This window comes from Paenibacillus sp. MMS18-CY102, from assembly GCF_009789195.1.
In the GTDB taxonomy this organism is placed as follows: domain Bacteria; phylum Bacillota; class Bacilli; order Paenibacillales; family Paenibacillaceae; genus Paenibacillus_T.
Genome location: NZ_WSTC01000012.1, coordinates 21,183 through 42,321 on the forward strand (window position 1 = coordinate 21,183; position 21,139 = coordinate 42,321).

General features: G+C 49.4%; 21 protein-coding genes. 4 read left to right on the forward strand and 17 right to left on the reverse strand.

Translation table 11 applies throughout. The features are described from left to right. From GON22_RS10640 to GON22_RS10700, 13 genes are all read right to left on the reverse strand, one after another. Positions 1-1,332 carry an ABC transporter substrate-binding protein gene (locus tag GON22_RS10640; RefSeq protein ID WP_160396077.1) on the reverse strand — a complete coding sequence of 444 codons (1,332 nt, stop codon included), beginning with the start codon at positions 1,330-1,332 and terminating at the stop codon, positions 1-3. A 34-nt stretch (positions 1,333-1,366) separates the two neighbouring features. Then, entirely contained in the window at positions 1,367-2,767 is a 1,401-nt protein-coding gene (locus tag GON22_RS10645) for an ABC transporter substrate-binding protein (RefSeq protein WP_160396078.1), read from the reverse strand. Beyond that, positions 2,764-4,155 (reverse strand): ABC transporter substrate-binding protein, encoded by a 1,392-nt coding sequence (locus tag GON22_RS10650; protein WP_160396079.1) that lies wholly within the window; start codon positions 4,153-4,155, stop codon positions 2,764-2,766. Before GON22_RS10650 ends, GON22_RS10645 begins: the two co-directional genes overlap by 4 nt. Beyond that, complete coding sequence (locus GON22_RS10655; RefSeq protein WP_160396080.1) at positions 4,155-4,571, reverse strand: hypothetical protein; 417 nt, start codon at positions 4,569-4,571, stop codon at positions 4,155-4,157. The genes GON22_RS10650 and GON22_RS10655 overlap by 1 nt, the downstream gene beginning before the upstream one ends. Beyond that, complete coding sequence (locus GON22_RS10660) at positions 4,568-5,014, reverse strand: hypothetical protein (protein ID WP_160396081.1); 447 nt, start codon at positions 5,012-5,014, stop codon at positions 4,568-4,570. The genes GON22_RS10655 and GON22_RS10660 overlap by 4 nt, the downstream gene beginning before the upstream one ends. After that, on the reverse strand, positions 4,999-5,517 hold the full coding sequence (locus GON22_RS10665) for a MauE/DoxX family redox-associated membrane protein (protein ID WP_237179102.1): 519 nt from the start codon (positions 5,515-5,517) through the stop codon (positions 4,999-5,001). The genes GON22_RS10660 and GON22_RS10665 overlap by 16 nt, the downstream gene beginning before the upstream one ends. A gap of 9 nt (positions 5,518-5,526) precedes the next feature. After that, a complete protein-coding gene (locus tag GON22_RS10670) occupies positions 5,527-5,952 on the reverse strand; it encodes a TlpA family protein disulfide reductase (RefSeq protein WP_160396083.1) in 426 nt (141 codons plus the stop codon). Then, a complete protein-coding gene (locus tag GON22_RS10675; protein WP_237179108.1) occupies positions 5,921-7,720 on the reverse strand; it encodes an ABC transporter ATP-binding protein in 1,800 nt (599 codons plus the stop codon). Before GON22_RS10675 ends, GON22_RS10670 begins: the two co-directional genes overlap by 32 nt. 5 nt (positions 7,721-7,725) lie before the next feature. Beyond that, positions 7,726-8,199 (reverse strand): hypothetical protein, encoded by a 474-nt coding sequence (locus GON22_RS10680; protein WP_160396085.1) that lies wholly within the window; start codon positions 8,197-8,199, stop codon positions 7,726-7,728. Positions 8,200-8,304: 105 nt separating this feature from the next. After that, on the reverse strand, positions 8,305-8,496 hold the full coding sequence (locus GON22_RS10685) for a hypothetical protein (protein WP_160396086.1): 192 nt from the start codon (positions 8,494-8,496) through the stop codon (positions 8,305-8,307). A gap of 325 nt (positions 8,497-8,821) precedes the next feature. After that, positions 8,822-9,493 carry a winged helix family transcriptional regulator gene (locus GON22_RS10690; RefSeq protein ID WP_160396087.1) on the reverse strand — a complete coding sequence of 224 codons (672 nt, stop codon included), beginning with the start codon at positions 9,491-9,493 and terminating at the stop codon, positions 8,822-8,824. Between the two features lie 148 nt (positions 9,494-9,641). Then, a complete protein-coding gene (locus GON22_RS10695) occupies positions 9,642-10,568 on the reverse strand; it encodes a PstS family phosphate ABC transporter substrate-binding protein (protein ID WP_160396088.1) in 927 nt (308 codons plus the stop codon). 96 nt (positions 10,569-10,664) lie between these two features. Further along, positions 10,665-11,858, reverse strand: a complete 1,194-nt coding sequence (locus GON22_RS10700) for a methyl-accepting chemotaxis protein (protein WP_160396089.1) — start codon at positions 11,856-11,858, stop codon at positions 10,665-10,667. A 219-nt stretch (positions 11,859-12,077) separates the two neighbouring features. Between GON22_RS10700 and GON22_RS25715 the strand changes: the two genes are divergently transcribed. Both GON22_RS25715 and GON22_RS10705 read left to right on the forward strand, forming a co-directional pair. Continuing rightward, the gene (locus tag GON22_RS25715; RefSeq protein WP_202113194.1) at positions 12,078-12,260 is read left to right on the forward strand and encodes a DUF6254 family protein; all 183 of its coding nucleotides are present in this window, start codon (positions 12,078-12,080) and stop codon (positions 12,258-12,260) included. Positions 12,261-12,403: 143 nt separating this feature from the next. Continuing rightward, positions 12,404-13,582: a M20 family metallopeptidase gene (locus GON22_RS10705; protein ID WP_202113191.1), complete on the forward strand. Its 1,179-nt coding sequence runs from the start codon at positions 12,404-12,406 to the stop codon at positions 13,580-13,582. Between the two features lie 84 nt (positions 13,583-13,666). On the opposite strand, the gene GON22_RS10710 is transcribed toward GON22_RS10705, so the two are convergent. After that, on the reverse strand, positions 13,667-13,852 hold the full coding sequence (locus tag GON22_RS10710) for a hypothetical protein (protein ID WP_160396090.1): 186 nt from the start codon (positions 13,850-13,852) through the stop codon (positions 13,667-13,669). Positions 13,853-13,861: 9 nt separating this feature from the next. Next, positions 13,862-14,737 carry an SPFH domain-containing protein gene (locus GON22_RS10715; protein WP_160396091.1) on the reverse strand — a complete coding sequence of 292 codons (876 nt, stop codon included), beginning with the start codon at positions 14,735-14,737 and terminating at the stop codon, positions 13,862-13,864. Between the two features lie 165 nt (positions 14,738-14,902). On the opposite strand from GON22_RS10715, the gene pepT reads away from it, so the two are divergent. Further along, a complete protein-coding gene (pepT, locus tag GON22_RS10720) occupies positions 14,903-16,144 on the forward strand; it encodes a peptidase T (RefSeq protein WP_160396092.1) in 1,242 nt (413 codons plus the stop codon). 146 nt (positions 16,145-16,290) lie between these two features. Here the strand turns inward: pepT and GON22_RS10725 are convergent, their stop codons facing one another. Both GON22_RS10725 and GON22_RS10730 read right to left on the reverse strand, forming a co-directional pair. Further along, positions 16,291-18,621 carry a S9 family peptidase gene (locus tag GON22_RS10725; RefSeq protein ID WP_160396093.1) on the reverse strand — a complete coding sequence of 777 codons (2,331 nt, stop codon included), beginning with the start codon at positions 18,619-18,621 and terminating at the stop codon, positions 16,291-16,293. Positions 18,622-18,775: 154 nt separating this feature from the next. Next, positions 18,776-19,855, reverse strand: a complete 1,080-nt coding sequence (locus GON22_RS10730) for a Gfo/Idh/MocA family protein (protein ID WP_160396094.1) — start codon at positions 19,853-19,855, stop codon at positions 18,776-18,778. A 132-nt stretch (positions 19,856-19,987) separates the two neighbouring features. Here GON22_RS10730 and GON22_RS10735 point away from each other — a divergent pair, with 132 nt between their 5' ends. Continuing rightward, positions 19,988-20,863, forward strand: a complete 876-nt coding sequence (locus GON22_RS10735; protein ID WP_336604290.1) for an AraC family transcriptional regulator — start codon at positions 19,988-19,990, stop codon at positions 20,861-20,863. Positions 20,864-21,139: the final 276 nt, after the last annotated feature.

Here is a 21,139-nt window from a genome sequence, read left to right on the forward strand (position 1 = left end):
TCACTTGCCGTCCTGCGACTCCTGCTGCATCGAAACAAGCAGCGATTGCCCCTCAGTTTGCAGTTTCTCAATCGTTTCATCAAGCGTTGTTTTCTTCGATAAAACGCTGTTCATATGATTTTCAATCAATTGCCCCATCTGGGCGATGAAGCCCAATGGCAAGGAAGCAACAGCATCACCGGCAGAAACATCTGGCTTCAGCTCATAGAACGGTGCTAATGCATGCCCGTTAAAATCAGGAACAATCGCCTGCCTCGCTGGAAGGCCCATCGCGATTCCTGGCATCTTCTTCGCCGTTGCCTCACTGTTAATTAACTTCAATACATTCCAAGCAACATTCGAATGGGATGACTTCGCATTAATTGCGTATATGTCTGTCATATTCATAAACGTTGTTTCATCAGGCCGATCAGGGTTAATAGGAGCCGTTGCAATTCCCCATTCCCAGCTCGCATTCGACAGCTTGTTCATATAATCAGGCGTGCTGACTGCCATAGCTGCTTGTCCATTCAAAAATAGATCTGAGCCATTCGCCCCATCCAACGAACCCAGGTACAGTCCGCCAGACCAATAAGAATCGGCTATCGATTGGAACAGTGCTTTCCAAGGTTTATCATTTATCCCGATATGCTCACCAGCTGCGTCCGCAAGCGTCAGGCGGCCGGTTTTGGCCATGCGATTGGCAAGAACACCGAAGCTATCCACCGCCAATCCATATTGCTTGTTGCCCCCATCACCTTCCGTCGAGAATCGATCTGCAAGCTTCAGCGTTTCGTCCCAGCTCATCCGATTGTCAGGATACGGAATGCCCTCTTGGTCAAACAGCGATTTGTTATAAAATAACGCCGTCGTCGCAAATGTCGGAGACAACCCATACAATTGGCCAGAGCCGAGCTGGCGAAGCGCCTCGACTACATTCGGATGCAGCTGCTCCAGATCGAAGCCTCCTTGCTTAACGGCGGTTTCCAAGCTCATTAGATTGCCTTCGTAAGCAAGATCACGGTACACTTCTTCATTGACCCATAACAAATCGGGTTGCTTCTCGCGCAGAAAAGCTTCATATAGCTCTGTCGGTGTCTTCGTCCCGTCGTATAAATTAGGAATCTGTTCTACCTTGATGTCCAAGTTTGGATAAGCTTCCCGAATTAAATCACCATACTGCGCCTTAAACACGGACTCGTCAAAATAAGCAACTGTCAATGCTTGCTTCTCATCCGAATCTAGCGATTTCCAAGCCGTATCCGCATCGTTGCCTCCGCCCGAACATCCTGCAGCCGCAATGGACAAACCTAACAGTGGCAAGAGGTATTGCCATCGCTTCTTTCGATTCATATTTTCAACTCCTTGTTGTTCATATCCCAAGCCGTCATTTTTTCATCGATTCGAGCAATTGCTGCCCAAGCCCGACGATTTCATCGAACGCTTCTTCCGGCGGCTTTCGCCCTTCTACCGCATCACGGAAAATAGGCTCACCCTCTTCTTCGAACCGGACCATAAACTTCTCGGGCATTTGATCATAAGGCTCATCATCCCGATCAGCCAATCGCTGCCCTTCATAGAACGGCAGCAGGCTAACGCCATTGCGCGCTTCCGCCTGTGATTTATAAGTCGGAATCGCCCTTCCCAACGCTTCTAACGATTTGGCCCATTCTTCGCCATTCAAATATTGCAGCACTTTCCATGCAGCTTCTGTGTTCGTTGATTTCGCGTTGATTGCAATAATTTCCGATAACTGAAGAGGACTTCCTGCATCCGGATCATCCGGGTTAACTGGCATCCGGACCAATTTATTTGGGAATTGGGGCGCATCGGGATGCTGGCTTCGATAGTCTTCTAATTCGGTAAGCATAGTATAGGAGCCATCGATCATAGCGGCGCGTCCCGAATAATACAACTCTGTCGCAGCGTCAGGCAAATCATCCTTCGGCGCATAATTTAGATGCCATGCGCCTTTGTGAAGCACACTCGCCATCGCATTAAATAGATCGCGCCAACGTGAGCCATCGCTCATAATCTTCGTTCCTGTGGAATCCACGACGGATAATCCTTGGCGATGTCCCATCAGTATCATCTGATCCATAAGCGTACGCAGTGGATTAGAAATAACTGGGAAAGTTGTATATCCGTAAACTCTGTTGGCTGCATCCCCATCTGTAGGGAACCGCTCCGCTAGTTGCAACAGTTCGCTATTCGTCATCCCATCCTTCGGATATGGAATCCCGTACTGGTCGAATAACGATGCGTTATAAAATAGTGCCTCAGAGTGGAAAGTAGGCGCGAGGCCATACAGTTTGCCGCCTCCCTCCGATTTCAAATAATCGGTGACAAGAGGGACTAGCGCCCCTAGATCTAATTTATCCTGGGCAACCAGTGAATCCAGTCCGAGAAGTTGGCCTTGCTGTGCTAGCTTGCCGTATTCGGGCTGGTACAACATGAGAAGATCCGGCTGCTGTTTGGCTAGAATCTCTTCCAAAGGAATCGTATTGATCATATAACCATACGATGTCTCCGTAGTGCCCGCTTCCCGAGGAATAACTTCAAACTCATATTCTGGAAACCGTTCATGGAGCATTTCTCCATAAACCTGATTGAAACTATCTTGACTGGCATAAAGAACCGTCAATTTCGTTACATCTCGAGGCTTACTCACTGGATCTGCAGAAGAACCCGTCCCGCTACTGCATCCTGCCAGAAGCAGTGCAAGTGTACAAGCCGTGATCATGCTTTTTCTCATATATTTGCGATACGCATTGTGTACCTTAATCATGGATTGCCTCCTTCGCTATGGCCAGTTGAAATTCGCATCCTCCCTAGCTCCTCAATCGCCTTGATCGCTTCATCTAAAGTCGCCTTTTTGTTCATAACGTTCTGCAGCTCTTTCTCGGCATCCACCACCCAAGCATCGATAAATCCTTCCGGAAGTAACTCATAAGGCTCGTCATAACGATTAGCGATCCGCTGCCCTTCATAAAACGGCAGCAAACTCACGCCGTTCCATAAAGTAACATAGGCCGAGCGCGACGATAGCTGATAGAAGGTTTTGGCGTGCTTTGCCGCCCATTGTTCGCCCGTCACATAGCGGATCACATCCCAAGCTGCATCGACATTAGGAGATTTTGCGTTAATGGCGAGAATAAAATTCAATGATACGGAATTGCCCGTATCTGGATTTGCTGGATCAACAGGCGACCGTGTCAAACCGTATTTGAAAGGCTTCACATTAGGATGGCTATCCCAATACGCTTGTAGTGTCAGCAAATCTTGATAGGAGGTCGACGTCATTGCGACACGTCCGCTTGGGAACCAATCGTAGATTCGCATATCTTTCGCATTTTTCATCAGATCGGTAAAGCCCTCGTCTAGCCAAGCCTTCGAGCTAGCAGCGTCTAACACCATCTGGAAGATGCGCCGCCATTCCGGCGAAGAAATCTGCATCGTCTTTCCCGTTGGATCGACGGCAGACAAGCCTTCCATATGACCTGAATAGATGATTTGGCTCATCAACGCATTGACGCCTGCCGAGTTAGACAAGTATCCGAATATCCGCTCATTCCCTTGGCCGTCGACAGGGAAACGCTTAACCAGCTGGAACAGCTCTTCCTTCGACATTGCCTCTGACGGGTAAGGAATGTTATACCGATCAAACAAATCCTTGTTATAAATAATGCCGCTTCCCGCGAATGTAGGCGACAACCCGTACATTTTCCCTTTCCCTGCCGTTCTTAAGAAATCAGTAACGATCGGTACGAAACCTTCCATATCATAGTTGTCCTGCTTGATTAAGGGATCAAGCTCAAGCAGCTTGCCTTCACCTGATAGCTTCTCGTATTCATACTGCGACAAAACAAGAATATCTGGCTGGCTTTCCTCCAGCAGCTCGCTAGCAGGCTTCATCTTATTATGTTGATTCAAACCTGTTTCGCCCTGTATAATTGGGACCACTTCAAATCGAATCTGTGGGAATTGATGCCGAAGGTCTTCTCCCCCCCAGCTTTCAAACGACAATTTATTAAAATCTACAATTTTAAGCGTGAGTGCTTCTTTTTCGCCAGACTCAGACTCCAGTCCGCTCTCTCTTGCAGATTGGCAGCCAATCAGCATGGACGAAACAAGTGCCATGACTAACGTGCCAGTGAGCAAAGTTCGTTTGACCATCAGCTTGCCGCGTCTTCCTGATGCCCAGATGCCTGAATCAACAAAGGATACTGCGCTAGCACGGTTCCTTCGCTTTCCAGCCGAATCAGATGAACGCCTTCCTCCATAACGAGAATCCGAACGAACGCTGCAATATCGATTCCAGGCGGCATGCCCGGCTCCCGAACGTTGCTAATTTCAGTAAGCATGTCATGAAACACAACTTGTCCGCTCTCATTTAGACAAAATATATCGAGATTAACTGTCGTTTCATCTTGGTCAAATAACAGCTTATACAGGCACTGGAGCACAACAACACTTGGAAGCAGCTCCACCTCTGCCCGATTGCGAATGCGCACAATGGATTGCAACCCCGCTTCCTTGTCGAACACAATTTCGTCTCCCGCAATAATTTGAGCTTGAATGCCAGTACTCATGGGCTCACCTTCCCCTTCAATTGTTCGGCTAAATAGGCCATCGCTTCGTTAACCAATACAAACATTCCCCGCCGCTTCGCTAGCACCCGAAAGAGCAACTTCTCTTCTGTGGGCCAGCCCGCTTCACGGGGAGTAATGACGATATGCGAATGCCATTGCTTGCACTTAATGTCCTTCAGCCACTCGGGACCGAAAAATACAACGATGGACGGCACACTGGCATGTGCCGCCAACAGCTTGTCCATCTCTCCAAAATCGGGGTATGCATAATTAGCCACTACAATTGCTTCCGGCATCGCCGTCCCTGTTCCGAATTTGCCGGATAAATGCTCGAACTGTTGGCTCACAGCCTGTTGGAAAGCAAGCCGCCGCTTCCGGAAGACCAGAACGAATAGCATCAGCACGCCGATCATCCATGCCGTTCGAATCAATAGGGCTTCCACCGGCTCACCTCCCTCAATTGTTTGCCAACAAGCACATATCCCGCTATGGCTATTGATGTTGCTGTGAACAGCATCGCGTCCATTCGGGACCATAGCCCTTCATGTAAATCTGGCAGCCACATGCTGATCAATAACGCCGCGACTAGCACCGCATTACGGAGCAACGGCCGCCGATTGAGAAGCTCAATCGAGCCGAAGCAAGCGCATGTTCCGTTTTGCTTCGATTTGGCCAAGAAAGCTAATCCAGCACTAAATGCCACCAGCATCACGATAGCAGCAACTTCCGGCCAAGGCGAAAACCACTGGCCAGCCAGCAATAGGGCGAGCAATAGCTCCGCTGCCAATACAGCATAAGCAGCCACTGCAGCCAAGCGGACAGGAATGAAACGATAGTTATGCAGATGGTATTTGAAATCATCAAGCGTCTGCGTTTTGCTCATAAAAGATATGCCGAATAAAATAGCCGCCGCAACGTTTAGGATCATTTTCAAATCATGCAGCATCAGGCTCATTCACTTCCCGGCAGAGGCTTGAATAAACCGGCTAAATTCCTCTGCTGTATCAACTGTCTGGCTTCCAGCCACTACCCCATCCCGAATGTAATAGATATAAGGCGTCTCATACACGCGGTATACGCTCTTTAGCTCATCGAATTCGACTGCTTCCCAACCGAACGAAAAGCCGAAGTGATCGGCAGCTTCCCTTATCGTCTCCTGGTCTGCCGCACAGAAAAGCAGGAATGGAATTTCCGTTTCTTCCTGCAGCTCATTCAAGTGCGGGAAGAGGTCGATGCAATGTCCGCATGAGAACGATACGAAAACAAAAAAACCTGTATGAATTTCGTTCCCTACCGGAACAGGAAAGCGCTCTCCAATCGGCCAGACGGCATGCTCCTCCTTCCGTTCCTTATAGAGAGACAGAAAATTGAATCGACTCATCAGTATCCTCCATCCAATTATGTTGTACTTGCCACATGGCATAATATTTGCCCCGCTTATCGATTAGCTCCGCATGCGAGCCTTCTTCGATGATTCGGCCTTCATGCATAACGATGATTCGGTCAGCTAGCTGCGCAGAGCCCAGGCGATGCGTGACAAACACCGTTGCCAAGCCTTGGCGGGCCTTCACGATGCCTGTCATGAGCATCAGCTCCAATTCCGGATCAAGCGCCGATGTTGCCTCATCCAACAGCAAATATGCGGCTGGCTTATAAAGCGCTCTTGCAATTGCGATCCGCTGCCATTGCCCCCCAGACAATTGCCGGGAATTTTCGAATTCATTGCCGAGCAGAATGGACAAGTTATTTCGCAGCTCCTCGGTAAACAATTGCGGATAATGATCGATGAATGCGATAAATTGCTCGCGTTGATTGTCGTCCAGCTCTTGCATGGCCACATTGTCATATACGTCGAACGGAAAGCGGGCAAAATCTTGATTCACTACCGATTGATGCCGAAACACGTCCGAACGGTCACTGGCGTTTATATCGGTTTCCCCAACATAGAGCATCCCATCCGGTATATCATGAAGCCCGAATAGCAGCTTGCCGAGCGTCGACTTGCCCGATCCATTCTCGCCTACAATCGCAACAGCCTCGCCTAGCCGAACGGAGCAGTTAACGTTCCTCAATGCAGCTTTCTCATTGTCTGGATAACGGAACGTTGCATGAGCAAGCCGCAGCTCCCGAGGGGCTTCACTCTCCGTGGCCGAATCGCCCTCGCCAGTTCCCAAAGTGGTGGTATCGTTTGCACTATTAGTGCCATATCGATTAATAAATTCAAAATACCGATCCTTCACATGTGCGGTCTGGCGGAACCCTCCGAATGCGTGGAACAAACCGACCCATGAGCCTTCTGTGACAGCAATCGCTGAAGTCATTGCGACGTAGGCGCCAATCGTTGCATTCCCTTTAGCAACTTGATATATGAGAACGAGTTGAACAGCGCAAAAACCGACCAATGCCGGGAGGCTAGCCCTTAATTGCCGGATCGTGTTTGACCGTTCGTACGACATTTTGCAATGTAATAAATCAGTCGCCTTACTCGCCCACCGTTTGCCTAGAAACGGGCGAGCCATAAAAATAAGCAATTCTTTCTGGGCATCAGGCCGGGTCAGAACGTCAAACACGGTCTGGGCGCCCCGATCCTTCTCAATTAGCGCTTCCATCTGAAGCATCCGATCCTTAGAAATCGCATACTCAAACCTTATATTCGGAATGGAATAAGCGATCACAATAAGCGGCAGCAGCCAATGAAATTGAATAAGCATCCAGCCATAAGTAATGAGCATCATCGTATGCTGAGCGAAGCTGAAGATCGTCTGGATCATTTGGTGCATGTTCGTCAAGCCCATGGAGACAAGAAATAAATCGTTACGGTATGCTGGGCGTTCGACCATCGTAATCGTGTTGAAACGGAGCGATTTTAGCAAATATTCCCGCAACGCATTTTGGCTTCTAAGCGCAAACACACTCTCCGAATAGCTGCGCACATAACCAGCCAGCAATGAAACGGCCCGAATCGCTAAAGTGAGCAACATTAGCTTCCCAGCCACCGCCATTCCCTCAGCGCCAGTTAACGAATCGATCAGCCTTTGCGTGACGATAACCGAACTGCTAGAAGCGACCGTCATCACTACCAATGCAGATACAATCAGTACAATATACGTTTTGTTATTCACCCATAACAGGCGGAGCAGCCGAACCATATCACTCACGGGCTAGGAACAGGATCGATTTGCCGCAAAAATGGCCGATATGCTTCAGCGAGCAAATCAACCGCCCCTACTCCCTTACTCGTCAATATTTGGCCTTTGCGATTTAAGCAATATCCCCATGGAAAACGATAGGTTTTCCACTTCCGCCCGATATCAGCATAATCAACACCAAATAGCTTCACACTTTCGGGAAGCCCCTGCCTAACTTGCAGCATGGTCTCTTCATCCGAGCTAAGCAAAACAACAATGTTCGCTTGTTCTCTCGTTTCAGCAAACTCTGCGACCGCATTCAAGCTCTCAAAACAGGGTTCGCACGAATCGCTTAGGATGATAAGCATGAGATGATCGGTAATAAGAGAGTGAAGCGTGATAATGTCCCCATGCCTATCACCAACCGATATATCTGTCATATAGTCTCCCACCTCAAATTGCTCGATAGGCTTTAAAAACGGGCTCATTTTCCTATCCATCAATGATGGCCTCCTCGTGAAGCGCAGCTCTCCTTAGCAGGAAAGCCGCGCATACGTTTGCACAAAGCTCACTAGTTAACTACTAGTGAAAAGACAAATTGATAGTTAGCAGCAACCGATCATCGAAGCGCTGCCTTTAAAGCAATACGTTTGAACGCCGTTCGACACATTTATTCCGCATTTATCATACGTCTGTACATAACGGCCAGAATCGCCTGTGCAGCCGCTGTAATAGTAGCATACATATTCAGTAGAACAGTAACCACTAACAGGATAATATCCGCTTGGACATGCCATTTAAATTCTCCCCCATTTCATTAATTAGCAACAACCGATCATTGAGCGTGATGTTTCCTTGCAATAACCATCAACAGTTGGATAATCACGGTGGCAAAATTCCGACAATACTACATAACGCCCTTGCTTAGAGGTGCAAGAACTGAATGTATCGCAAATATAAACTGCCGTACAAGAACCAGTGCTATTATAACCACTTGGACATGCCATTGTATGAGTCCCTCCTTTCTATCACTAGTGTGAAAGCACTTTCATAATAGCATTACAGCTATCGATTCAACATAAACAACACCTAAAATTTCGAAGTAGATTCCATTAATGCCGTCTACCTCCGCAACGAATATCCCCCGCCGCGATTCGTAATAATAATTTTGGGATCGTTAATGTCATCTTCTAATTTTTTGCGCAAATTGCGAATCGTGATATACACATTCGAATCGGCACCGAGATTATCCCAGAGCGCCATCAATAACTCTTCCCGATCAATAACGCGATTCGGATTACAGAGCATATAAGACAGCACTTCCGTTTCCCGCTTGGTTAATTCAACCCGCTCATGATGCTTATACAACACCCGCCGCGGCAAATCGACTTTAAATTCCCCCAAGCATATCGGTGATTCGTTTCCTTCCGAACGTTCAGCCGTAGGCTCCCGCACCTTCGGTTGATCGTTCACCATCGTACCGAATAGCTTCATTAATGGTTCTTCAAATACGCCGTTTATCCCCACTTCATTCGAAAGTTCGCAAAGCCGTGGCTCTAATCGGTTGGTGAATAAATAAATCGGCAAGCATCCCAATCGTTCTAGTTGATCTGTAATTGCGCTAAGTTGGTCATAGGTCGGATTAACAAGGAGCATAAACGTCCAATTCTGGTCAGGGAGTTCATCCACATGCCCGTAATCGGTAACGACAGTAATTAAACATTTGTGAGTGGCTAAGTACGAAGTAAGCAGAAAAGTAAGAGGTGTGTCGAAAGACCATACGAGTATATTCATTTGTCCCCCCTCTTTGCAATCCTATCTATTTAAGCAAATGAGTGCCATCATTATATCACCCTATTTTTTACTTATCAAGGAATAGGAAACAAAAATAGAAACAAGCCTAACCCTATCGGTTAGGCTTGTTTTATACTAATAATTGGGATTAGTCCAGTTTACTAGCTTGCGATTTATACCAGCCGGAGGAAAGCGGAATGTAGCCGACTTCCTTCGACAGCTCAGCGCCATGCGCCATATAGAACTTCGCGAACTCTTTTACTTCTGGACGAGCCAGCTCTTTTTTGCTGACATAGATGAAGATTGGACGTGACAGGAAGTACGTGCCGTTGGCGATCGTCGTAGCCGTAGGGCCTACTGGCGTTTTGCCGTTAGCCATATAGATCGCTACCGATTTCAGCTTCGCTTTGTTTTCTACATAATACGCATAGCCGAAGTAGCCGATTGCATATTTGTCTTTGGTAACGCCTTCTACAAGCACGTTATCGTCTTCGCTGAACGTAATTTGCTTGTCGCTGCGGCTCGCTTTTGCTTTGCCGTTTACTTTCTCCGTGAAGAAGTCGAACGTGCCGGAATCAGCGCCTGGGGAATAGATATTGATTTTCTCATCTGGGAAGCCGCTGCGAACGTCTGCCCACGTTTTCACTTTGGAATCTTTTTGGAAAATCGATTTGAGCTCGGCAGCCGTCAGCTTCGAAGCCCACGTATTGTTTTTGTTGATAACGACCGTAATGCCATCGTAAGCGACCGTTAAGTCTGTATACGTGATGCCTTTCGATTTACAAGCGTCTTTCTCTGCGCTGGAGATTGGACGCGATGCATCCGCGATTGCGATTTCGCCGTTACAGAAACGTTTGAACCCGCCGCCCGTGCCGGATACGCCTACTGTTACGCGAACGTCTTTGTTAATTTTGCCGAACTCTTCAGCGACTGCTTCCGTAATCGGGTAAACCGTGCTGGAGCCGTCGATTTCAATCGTGCCTTTGAGATTGCTAGCTGCGCCAGCTTGTGCCGACACCAGCAGCGATAAGCAAGCAGCAACGACTGCGAGCTTTAAAGTTAATTTCTTAAACAAGAATGACCACTCCTCGAATTAGGTTCGTTTCTACAAGATTGATCTTACTGCTCGTCTGTTAAGGGAAAATTATCTTCATATGAAGGTCTAGTAAACTTATCCATTGGATTTCATTGCTCCCGCTAATGCTGACATGCGTTCCTGCACGCTTGCGGAGCGGACATAAGCTTGATCTGACAAGGCCGCGACTTGCCGGCTGCTCTCGCTGTTATGTACGGCAGAACGGAAGAGGCGCTCGAATGCTGCAGACGCCGACAGGACAAGCTCACTGCTCTTGGATGTTTCCAATTGGCTCTGGCCAGTAAGCTCTGCCGTCTGCTTTATTGCTCCTTGTATGCCTTGAACCAGACCCGCGATTCGGTCCGCCGAACGTTTGGTCTCCGTTGCCATCAAGCGCATATGATCGGCTACAACGGCAAAACCTTTCCCATGCTCTCCCGCTCTTGCCGCTTCAATCGCAGCATTCACCGCAAGCAGATTGGACTGCTCCGCCATATCGCGAATCAGTACGGTGACATCGCCTACATCGTTGGCGACATCCTGCAATTCTGCAAATTGCGCTGCCTGCTCCTGCGTTTGGCCAATTAGCCGCTCGAATGCTCCTTTTACCTGGTTAAGCTCTGTTTTCCCCTGCAGCGTCATCTCTACCATCTCGCCTGACATCCGCTCACCTTCGGAAGTCGAAACCTTCACCTCCGCTATTGCTTGGTCGATTGCCGCCATCAGCTCCCTAGCCTCCCTTAGCGTTGCCGACTGGCGCCGAACGGCCTCCTCTTGCACATCCCGGGAGAGCCGCAGCAAATCGCCAACGGTTAACACGCCGTTCACGACACCATTCTCCGTCACAATGACACAATCATATAACGTCGCTTCATCACGCCCGAGCGCCTCACCTATGAGCACGGACGGCGGCATTCCCACTTGGGCAACCAATGGGCTGCTATCCATCAGCTTCGTAACGGGCTTGTCGTAATAGAGCTCCGCTCCGAACCGCTGGCTCAAATGCATATAAAACCGATTCCGCATAATCAATCCAATCGGCTTCCCCTGTTCCACAACAACAGCACATTCCGCTGCCACATTTCGCTTGAAAGCCTGGAGCATAGCAAGGCATGTCATATCTGCCTTTACTGTCGTGCAGGTCCTTGTATAATGGCGAAGCGAAATTTCGCGCAAGTCCATGGGAGATGTTTTGCCTGCTTCTGAGGCATATGGGTCTGAGGGCGTAACTTTGGAGCTAATGTTCTCTTTTGTTGCTTCTTCCGGCCTTTTTTTCATGTTGAGCACCATAAAATTACCACTCCTTCAAATAGAAAATTGTGTATATATAGCACAACTATAGGTCACATAGTTCAAATGAACTCCACGTTTTTGTTTACGGAGTGTAAATTTTCGACAGCTTTCGAGTAATTTCTAACGATTGTTAGCCGCCAGCTGCACATGTTTCGAGCCATTCGGGAAGAACCTAGTGGAGCGAACTCATTATTGAATCGAAAGGGTGTACCCAACATGACTACGTCCAAAAACCGCCGCGTCAACGCTTGGCACCAACGCAAGCACAACCAGCATCCGCCACACGGCAAAATTAAATCATTCGCCGAGCTTGCCGAGGAACCAGGAACGCTGCCAGCTTCATTAGCGAATGCCAAAGGACCAAGCATGCCGGACCAAACGCCCGATTCAACACATTAACGGCAAAAATCTGCCGCCCTTGCGCAGCTTCCTAACGCCTGCTTAAGGGCGGCAGCCCTCCCCCCTTTGACTCCTCCCCTGCATAGAGCAGTATAATGAAATTATTGCTGTACAATTAAATACTCTACGGGAGGCATAATAAGATGACCATTCCTAAGCAAATCGTCGACGTGATTGATGCGAATGCCCAGCATTGGACATCACTCTCGCTCGATATCGGGGCACACCCGGAGCTTGGACATGAGGAGTTTCGTTCTTCAGCTCTGCTCGCAGAAGAGTTAGAACGGCATGGTTTCAACGTCGAACGGGGCGTTCTTGGCCTGCCGACCGCCTTTATCGCCACTTTTGATTCGGGCCAGCCGGGCGCAACCGCTGCTTTTTTATGCGAATATGATGCATTGCCTGAAATCGGTCACGCATGTGGCCATCACATTATCGGGGTTATGGGCGTAGCTGCAGCCGTTGGATTGAAGGCAATCATTAGCCAAACAGGCGGCTCCATTCGTGTTTATGGCACCCCTGCGGAAGAAACAAAGGGCGCCAAAGTGACGATGGCACAAGCCGGGCTGTTCGATGATTGTTCTTTTGCATTAATGGCGCATCCATACCATACATACGAGAAATCCGGCCAGTCCCTCGCCATGGATGCAATTCAGTTCGAGTTCTCTGGCAAAACCGCACATGCGGCCGCTAACCCACATGAAGGCATTAATGCGCTGGACGCTGTCATTTTGCTCTTCAACGCATTGAATGCGCTGCGGCAGCAGGTGCGCAGTGACGCGAGAATCCATGGCATTATCGATGCTGGCGGCCAGGCCCCAAACATTATCCCGGATTACGCTTCGGCTAAGTTTTATTTTCGTTCTGCCGAGCGCGCCTATACGAATGAATTAACGGCAAAGGCGATCCGATGCGCCGAAGGGGCCGCCTTGCAAACCGGCTGCACGCTCAAGACGAATGCCTATGAGTTCTCTTATGACGAACTGCTTACGAATGAGACGCTCTCCGAGCTGTTCTCGGCTAATCTCATGGAAGGCGGCATTCCACGATCCGCGATTACGTCAGGCAAAGATAACGGGTCGCTCGATTTAGGCAATGTTTCGATACGATGCCCTGCCATCCATCCGTATATTCAAGTCGTGGATGAGCCTTATCAACTCCATACAATTGAGTTCCGCGATGCCGCAATGCAGGAGCGTGCCATGCAAGGCCTCATCTTCGGCGCCAAAATGCTAGCATCGACTGCCTATGATGTGTGTGCAGATCCGAAGCTGTTAGCGCGTGTGCGAAGCGAGTTTGAGGAGCATCGGGCTAGAGGCTAGGCAGATGGAAATAACAAAGAAGCTATACAAGCCGCAACCCGCGGCCTGTATAGCTTTTTTAGATAGAATACGATAACGTTCCGATTACTCTATGTCTTCCGTGGGGCGCGGCGGCTGCTTCAGCCTGCCGGACTTCGCCAATGCTTCACGGAGCAGAAATTCGATATGCCCATTCACGCTGCGAAATTCATCGCCCGCCCATCTCTCCAGCGCTCGGTACAGCTCCGGGTCAAGGCGGAGCGGAAAAGCTTTCTTATCCTTGCTGGCCATCGGCTGCCTCTAGCTGTAGAGCGAGCCCGTATTGATGACCGGAGTAGCCGCCCGATCCGATACGATGGACACCATAAGATTGTTAACCATCGCTGCACGCCGCTCATCATCGAGCTGAATCCCATTAGCCTCCAGCTGCTTAAGCGCTGCATCGACCATGCCTACGGCGCCTTCAACAATTTTCTGGCGTGCCGATACGATAGCAGTTGCCTGTTGGCGTTGCAGCATGGCGCTTGCGATCTCTTGTGCGTAAGCCAAATGAGTCAACCGAGTTTCGACCACTTGTACGCCAGCGACGACCAAGCGCTCTTGCAGCTCCTGCTGCAGCTCAGCCGCTACTTCATCCGCATTGCCGCGAAGCGAGGACGTTGGCGTGTCGCCGAACGTATCATACGGATACTTAGCTGCGATATGGCGGATCGCCGTCTCGCTTTGGATTTCCACGAACCGTTCGTAATTATCCACGTCGAAGCTCGCTTTTGCCGTATCCAGCACCTTAAATACAACGACGGCGCCGATTTCGATTGGATTGCCTTCCTCATCGTTCACTTTCAGCGTCTGGCTGTTAAAGTTACGGACTTTCAAAGAGACTCTTGCTTTATTCGATAACGGAATGACCATCCAAAGCCCGCTGTCGCGAATCGTTCCTTTATACGAGCCGAAGAACGTCACAACCTTCGCTTGGTTTGGCTGCACGATTGTTAATGACGATACGCCTACGATAAACAAAACGAACAATGCGATTCCCGCCAAAATTAACGCAAGGCTAGGCTCTGGCTCCATGCTGCCGCCTACAGCAATCAGCACCACCCCACCAACAATTGCGACGAGCGACAACAACAATGCCAAGTACCCGTTAATGTGCCAAGCTTTGTATTCCTTCATCACTTTCAACACTCCTTCAGCTATGATTGCAAAACGGTATCTTATTGATATTTTTATGATATCACTTTTTACAAAAATAAACAACTGTAATTTCCTAGCATTCGTATCCCGATCTTGGTCATGCTAAAATATAGAGAAAATCGGATATATGGAGGCATTCAATCGATGAAACAGGAACTCATTCAACGCTTCACCTCATATGTGACGGTAGATACGCAAGCGAACGACAGCAGCCCTGAATGCCCATCCACCCCAGGACAATGGGTGCTGGCGCGCCAACTCGTCGAAGAGCTGAAGGAAATCGGCATGCAAGAGGTCACAATCGACGATAACTGCTATGTCATGGCGACGTTGCCCTCTAACACGAGCAAGCAAGTCGACACGATTGGCTTTCTCGCTCACATCGACACGGCGACTGATTTCACTGGGCTAAATGTAAAGCCGCAAGTCGTCGAGCATTATGACGGCAACAATATCGTGCTGAACGAAGCGCTCGGTGTTGTCCTGTCCACGCAGGATTTCCCCGAGCTCGCAGGCTACGCTGGGCACACGCTTATTACGACGGACGGCACGACTTTGCTTGGTGCAGACGATAAAGCCGGCATCACAGAAATTATGACAGCGATGCATTACCTTATTTCGCATCCAGAAATTCCGCATGGCAAAATCCGCGTCGCCTTCACCCCAGACGAGGAAATCGGCAGGGGCCCGCATAAGTTCGACATTGCGGCATTCGGTGCCAAGTACGCCTATACGATGGACGGCGGTCCGCTCGGTGAGCTGCAATATGAAAGCTTTAATGCAGCGCAAGCGCGGATTACCGTGCATGGAACGAACGTCCACCCGGGGACTGCTAAGGGTAAAATGGTGCATGCCGCCAAAATCGCAATGGAGCTGCATGCGAAGCTGCCTCAACAAGAAGCGCCTGAATATACAGAAGGCTACGAGGGCTTCTATCACCTCATTCATATGGAGGGCGATGTGTCCCAAACTGAGCTCATCTACATTATTCGCGACCATGACAATGCCAAATTCGCTGCCAAGAAAGCTTATATGGAGCAAATCGTAAACGAACTCCAAGGGAAATACGGCACGTCGCGTATCGAATTGGCTTTGAAAGACCAGTACTACAACATGCGGGACAAAATCGAACCCGGCAAACATATCGTCGATATTGCCGATCAAGCGATGCGCAATCTTGGGATCGAACCGAACATCATCCCGATTCGCGGCGGAACGGATGGTTCGCAGCTGTCCTATATGGGCCTGCCTACACCTAATATTTTCACAGGCGGAGAAAACTATCACGGCAAATACGAATATGTATCGGTCGATAATATGGAGAAAGCAACGAATGTTATTATCGAGATTGTTAAGCTGTTCGAGCAATCGGCAGCAAAAGCCTAAACTTGCCATATTGTGACGCAAGCATAGAAAAACAGGGGCCGCCGCTCTGGCGTCCTCTGTTTTTCATACGTCTTAATATAGAATGAAGCCGGCAAAAAGCCTTGAAGCGCCGCCTAGCGGCAGCTCTCCAAGGCTTTTGTGCTTTCCTACTCCATCAAATGGCGGTGCAAGAACCGTTCCAGTGCCAAATAGAAATCCAATTGGTTTTCTGGCAATGCAAACCCATGCCCTTCATTCGCTTTCAGCATGTACGGCACATCGATGCCGCGATCGGTTAATGCTTTGACGATTTGGTCAGACTCCGCTTGCTTCACGCGTGGATCGTTTTGCCCTTGTGCTACGAACAGCGGCGCTTTGATCTGGTCAACGTGGAACAATGGCGATACAGCGGTGAGCAAATCCTTATCTTTCACGGGATCACCCATCCGCGTATAAAACTCTTGCAATTGGGTCGACCAGTAAGGAGGAATCGTCTCCAGCAGCGTGAACAGATTGGATGGCCCTACATAGCTAACGCCTGCAGCATATACATCTGGCGTGAAGGCAAGACCGGCAAGAGCCGCATAGCCACCATAAGACGCACCGTAAATCGCAACCTTATCCTTGTTAACGATGCCTTGTCCTACGAGCCATTTGACGCCGTCGGTCAAATCATCTTGCATCGCTTTGCCCCATTGCTTGTTGCCTGCATCGAGGAACGCTTTGCCGTAACCTATTGATCCGCGGAAGTTAACTTGAAGCACCGCATAGCCGCGATTCGCGAGCAATTGCACTTCAGGATTAAAGCCCCATTCATCGCGCGCCCAAGGCCCGCCATGCGGATTGACAACGAGCGGCAGGTTTTTCGGATCTGCGCCCTTCGGCAGCGTGAGATAGCCGTGAATCGTTAAGCCATCACGCGCTTGATAAGTGACTGGCTTAACCTCTGCTAACGAATCTTCCTTCAGCCAAGGCGCTGTATCTGCGATCAACGTCAGCTTGTCAGCTTTCGCATCATACGCATAGTAAGTGCCCATCGCCCTGTCGCTGTATGCGAGAATCATAACGTTCTCTAAGTTATCATCGATGCTAAGGAATGAGATCGATTTGCCTGGAAGCTTCGCTTGCAGCCGCTCATACTTCGCTTTCCAATCGGCATCGGTAAATTCATAATGCACCTTATCCGATGTGTAATATCCACCGGTGACCTGCTTTGTTTTGTTCGAGAAGAAAATGCCGGAAACGTCGACGTCAGCGTTCTCGTAAACTGTCTTCACTGCCTTCTTGGCGGCAGGATCAAACTGAACGATAGCTGCCTTGTCGCGGCCAACATTGCTAAGCGCATATAATTGCTTGTTATCATACGTAAACATAATCGGGGAGAATTGGTCGCCCACATTCGTTGTGTACAGCTCCTCGAATGGCTTGTCCTCGGTTTCACGATAAAGCACAGAGGAAATAATGCCATCAGACGCTATCGCCACACGCAGCTTGCCGTCGTGGTCGGTCATCCAACCGCTTATGTTGCCTGGATTTTCTGCGACGAGCTCCAGCGCGCCGCTCTCCATATTCAAACGGTAAACGTCAAACACGCGTGGATCGCGCTTGTTCAGCGCAACTAGCAGGTAGCCAGGCTGGTCCGCAAGCCCATCCACGAGCAGCGCCCGCGTATTCGCATATGGCGTCAAATCTTTGCGTCCCGTGCCATCCGCGTTGATTTTATAAATATGATAGTTCTCGTCGCCGCCATTATCCATTGCATACAACAACGTATTATCTGTCTTCCAAACGAAGCCGGCGATGTTATTGTCCGTTTCCTTCGTCACTTGGACTGCTTCATTGCTGCCTGCTTGCTTCACGAACACATTAAGCCGATTGTTCCAAGGCTGAATATACCCAATCTTCTTCCCGTCCGGCGATGCTTGGAAGCTGAACTGGGCTGGCTGGCGGAACAAGTCCGTCAGTGGAATCGAGCCTTCCTTCTCAACGTCGGAGCCGGCCGCACGCTCCAATGCGGTAACGAATTCATTCGCATTCACATGATGCTTCGGATCGAATGCCAAGCCTTCCACAACAAAATACTGTTTCAATCGAACCGCATCGGCCTGATGGGCTTTGCCAATCTTCTGTGCATCCTTATAGGTTACTTGAATGCCATTGTCATGAAGCCCAAATGCCCGAACAATTAAAGACGCCATCTGCTCACGCGTTAATGGGTCGTTAGGCTTGAAGCCCTTTGCATCGCCTTTAACGATTCCTTGCTGCTTCAATGCATAGATAGCTGATGCTGCTTTGTCGCTAACGCCAACATCTGCGAAGCTGTCTTGTGCCGCAGGCGCCTCAAGGCCTAGCGTTTGTTGCAGCAGCACCGCTGCATCCCCACGCGTAAGCGCCCCATTGCCTGCTTGAGCTGCGGCTGGAATTGCCGGAAGCAAGAGCGCCAGAGCCAATAACACAACTACCCATCTAGACAATCTTTTGCTGCGTACCGAATTCATGATCCCTCTCCTCTCATTCATACTCTATTATTCTATCAATCATTAGATCAATCTTCCAATTTTTCCATGACGATTTGTGGAATCTTTAGGTTGTTTATAGGGAAAAATAAAAAAGACACCCGCGCATTCGCACGAGCGTCTATTCAACTAGCTTCTATTCGAAGTATACCGCTTTGCCCGTACGGGACGATTCGTAAACTGCCTCGAGAATCTCGGACACAACGAGCGCTTGCTCTGGCTTCACGACAAGCTCCTTGTCATTGAGCACATGCTCCACCCAGTTGCGTTGCTCCAATACGGCTGGATCATCGGATTCGCCTTCATAGAAAGCAACGCCACCGCTGTTCAGCTCGATTTCCTTCGTATACAAGCGGCTGTTGCTCTCGCCGTTAATGCGAAGGCCGCCTTTCATATCAGCGCCCGCTTCCGTACCGCAAAGCGTCACTTTAGCTTCATCAACTTCGAGCGTGTTCAGCGCCCAGCTGGATTCCAGCACGAGCGATGCGCCGTTCTCCATCGTGATCATTGCGAATGCGGAATCTTCAACTGTGAATTGCTTCGGATCCCATGGACCCCAAGCATTCGCTGCGTTCTCGCGTTGCGACAGCTTGTGGTATGCACGGCCGAGAACCGCTTTAGGCTTGTAGTTGTCCATCATCCAAAGCGCGAGGTCAAGCGCATGCGTACCGATATCGATAAGCGGTCCGCCGCCTTGTTTCTCTTCGTCCAAGAATACGCCCCACGTAGGAACTGCACGGCGGCGAATCGCATGCGCCTTCGCGAAGTATACTTCGCCGAGCTCGCCTGCATTAGCTGCATCCTTCAGGTAGCGGCTATCCGAACGGAAGCGGTTTTGGTAAGCAATGCTTAATTTCTTGCCTGTACGCTTTGCCACTTCCAGCATGCGGCGAGCGTCTGCTGCCGTCTTCGCCATTGGCTTCTCGCACAGCACGTGCTTGTCAGCTTCCATTGCTGCGATCGCGATCTCAGCATGCGAATCGTTTGGCGTGCACACGTGCACCGCTTCAATCGAACCGTCTTTCAGAAGATCAGCGTAGTTCTCATATACTTTCGACTCAGAGGAGCCGTATTTTTCTTTGGCTTGTTCTGCACGCTCCAACACGATATCGCAAAATGCTACGATCTCAACTTCATTCACTTTAGCGAGTGCTGGCAAATGCTTGCCGTTTGCAATGCCGCCACACCCGATAATGCCGACGCGTAATTTAGTCATTGACAAATCCTCCTCAGAGCTGTTCATGTGTTATTGGCTTGCCTGAACACTAGACTTAGTATAGTTCAGCGCGTATGATAATGGTATGTTTGTTGTAGCGATGCTTTTATGCGATTTTGTCATTCGGAGGAAATGCCATTGGAGATATACAACGAGAAAGTCGCTTATGAAAACCCTTTATTGTCATTGCGCATCTACTCGACAATGCGGGATCACGATGCTTACATCAACTGGCATTACCACCGGGAGGTGGAAGTGCTGCTCGTCAACGAAGGCGGGCTCGAAGTGCATGTGCAAGAAGACCAATTCCAATTAGACGCTGGCGATCTCATGTTAATTGGTTCTTCCCAGCTTCACCGCGATCGCAGCTATAGCTCTCCGCTTGACTATATCGTGCTGCAGTTTGACCTGGAGCAATTTTTTGACGGCAGCACCATACCGTTTATGCGCTATTTTGCCGAGGCCCAGAACCCTCTGAGCCAGGCCAATTATATTTTCCGTGAGAATCCGCAAGTACGGCAAGAAGCTGCGGACTGCATTCGTGCGATTCTACGCGAAGCAACGGACAAGCAGATCGGATACGAAATCGCCGTCAGCATGCTCATCAAGCAGCTGCTGCTGATCGTCCTTCGGAACGATACGCGCAATGTGCTCAGCGAACAAGACGACTTCGACCGCGCACGGCTTCGGCCGGTGCTTACGTTCGTCGAAGACCACCTGACGGATCGCATTCAGGTCGAAGAGGTGTGTAAGCTTGCGAATATGAGCTATTACTACTTCGTCAAATTTTTCAAAAAATCAATCGGCTTATCGTTCACTGAATATGTGAACTACCGCAAGATCAAGTGGGCAGAACGGATTCTGCTGACGAAGGATCTTAGCATTTCGGAAGTTGGCGAACGGATCGGCATGCCGAACATGGCGCATTTCTACAAAATGTTCCGGAAGTACAATGACTGCTCGCCGAAGGAATTCCAGAAAAAGATGCTCGCATGGGGCCGTGGGTAAGAGCTTCAGCAGAAGCCAGCAGCCAAGGGCAACTTGGCCTCTTTCTAACGGACTCCAGAGCCGCTATTCCCCTCCAAAAGTGCCCGTTGCAAACGTAACGGACACCACAGCCGTTATTTAGCCATTTTGCTGCCTTAAGAAGGCGAAATCGGCCAAATAACGGCGGCTCAGTCCGTTAGAACACAAATTCGACTAATTTGAGTCAAATAACGGCTCCTCAGTCCGTTAGAATGTTCAACAGGCGTTTTTCATTGTTTCACATATCGATCGAAAAAG

Excerpts from the sequence above, each read along its gene's own strand:
- GON22_RS10640 (WP_160396077.1), bottom strand. The coding sequence starts at position 1,332 with ATGAATCGAAAGAAGCGATGGCAATACCTCTTGCCACTGTTAGGTTTG.
- GON22_RS10645 (WP_160396078.1), bottom strand. The coding sequence starts at position 2,767 with ATGATTAAGGTACACAATGCGTATCGCAAATATATGAGAAAAAGCATG.
- GON22_RS10650 (WP_160396079.1), bottom strand. The coding sequence starts at position 4,155 with ATGGTCAAACGAACTTTGCTCACTGGCACGTTAGTCATGGCACTTGTT.
- GON22_RS10655 (WP_160396080.1), bottom strand. The coding sequence starts at position 4,571 with ATGAGTACTGGCATTCAAGCTCAAATTATTGCGGGAGACGAAATTGTG.
- GON22_RS10665 (WP_237179102.1), bottom strand. The coding sequence starts at position 5,517 with ATGCTGCATGATTTGAAAATGATCCTAAACGTTGCGGCGGCTATTTTA.
- GON22_RS10670 (WP_160396083.1), bottom strand. The coding sequence starts at position 5,952 with ATGAGTCGATTCAATTTTCTGTCTCTCTATAAGGAACGGAAGGAGGAG.
- GON22_RS10675 (WP_237179108.1), bottom strand. The coding sequence starts at position 7,720 with ATGGTTCGGCTGCTCCGCCTGTTATGGGTGAATAACAAAACGTATATT.
- GON22_RS10680 (WP_160396085.1), bottom strand. The coding sequence starts at position 8,199 with ATGGATAGGAAAATGAGCCCGTTTTTAAAGCCTATCGAGCAATTTGAG.
- GON22_RS10685 (WP_160396086.1), bottom strand. The coding sequence starts at position 8,496 with ATGGCATGTCCAAGCGGATATTATCCTGTTAGTGGTTACTGTTCTACT.
- GON22_RS10690 (WP_160396087.1), bottom strand. The coding sequence starts at position 9,493 with ATGAATATACTCGTATGGTCTTTCGACACACCTCTTACTTTTCTGCTT.
- GON22_RS10700 (WP_160396089.1), bottom strand. The coding sequence starts at position 11,858 with ATGGTGCTCAACATGAAAAAAAGGCCGGAAGAAGCAACAAAAGAGAAC.
- GON22_RS25715 (WP_202113194.1), top strand. The coding sequence starts at position 12,078 with ATGACTACGTCCAAAAACCGCCGCGTCAACGCTTGGCACCAACGCAAG.
- GON22_RS10705 (WP_202113191.1), top strand. The coding sequence starts at position 12,404 with ATGACCATTCCTAAGCAAATCGTCGACGTGATTGATGCGAATGCCCAG.
- GON22_RS10710 (WP_160396090.1), bottom strand. The coding sequence starts at position 13,852 with ATGGCCAGCAAGGATAAGAAAGCTTTTCCGCTCCGCCTTGACCCGGAG.
- GON22_RS10715 (WP_160396091.1), bottom strand. The coding sequence starts at position 14,737 with ATGAAGGAATACAAAGCTTGGCACATTAACGGGTACTTGGCATTGTTG.
- pepT (WP_160396092.1), top strand. The coding sequence starts at position 14,903 with ATGAAACAGGAACTCATTCAACGCTTCACCTCATATGTGACGGTAGAT.
- GON22_RS10725 (WP_160396093.1), bottom strand. The coding sequence starts at position 18,621 with ATGAATTCGGTACGCAGCAAAAGATTGTCTAGATGGGTAGTTGTGTTA.
- GON22_RS10730 (WP_160396094.1), bottom strand. The coding sequence starts at position 19,855 with ATGACTAAATTACGCGTCGGCATTATCGGGTGTGGCGGCATTGCAAAC.
- GON22_RS10735 (WP_336604290.1), top strand. The coding sequence starts at position 19,988 with ATGCCATTGGAGATATACAACGAGAAAGTCGCTTATGAAAACCCTTTA.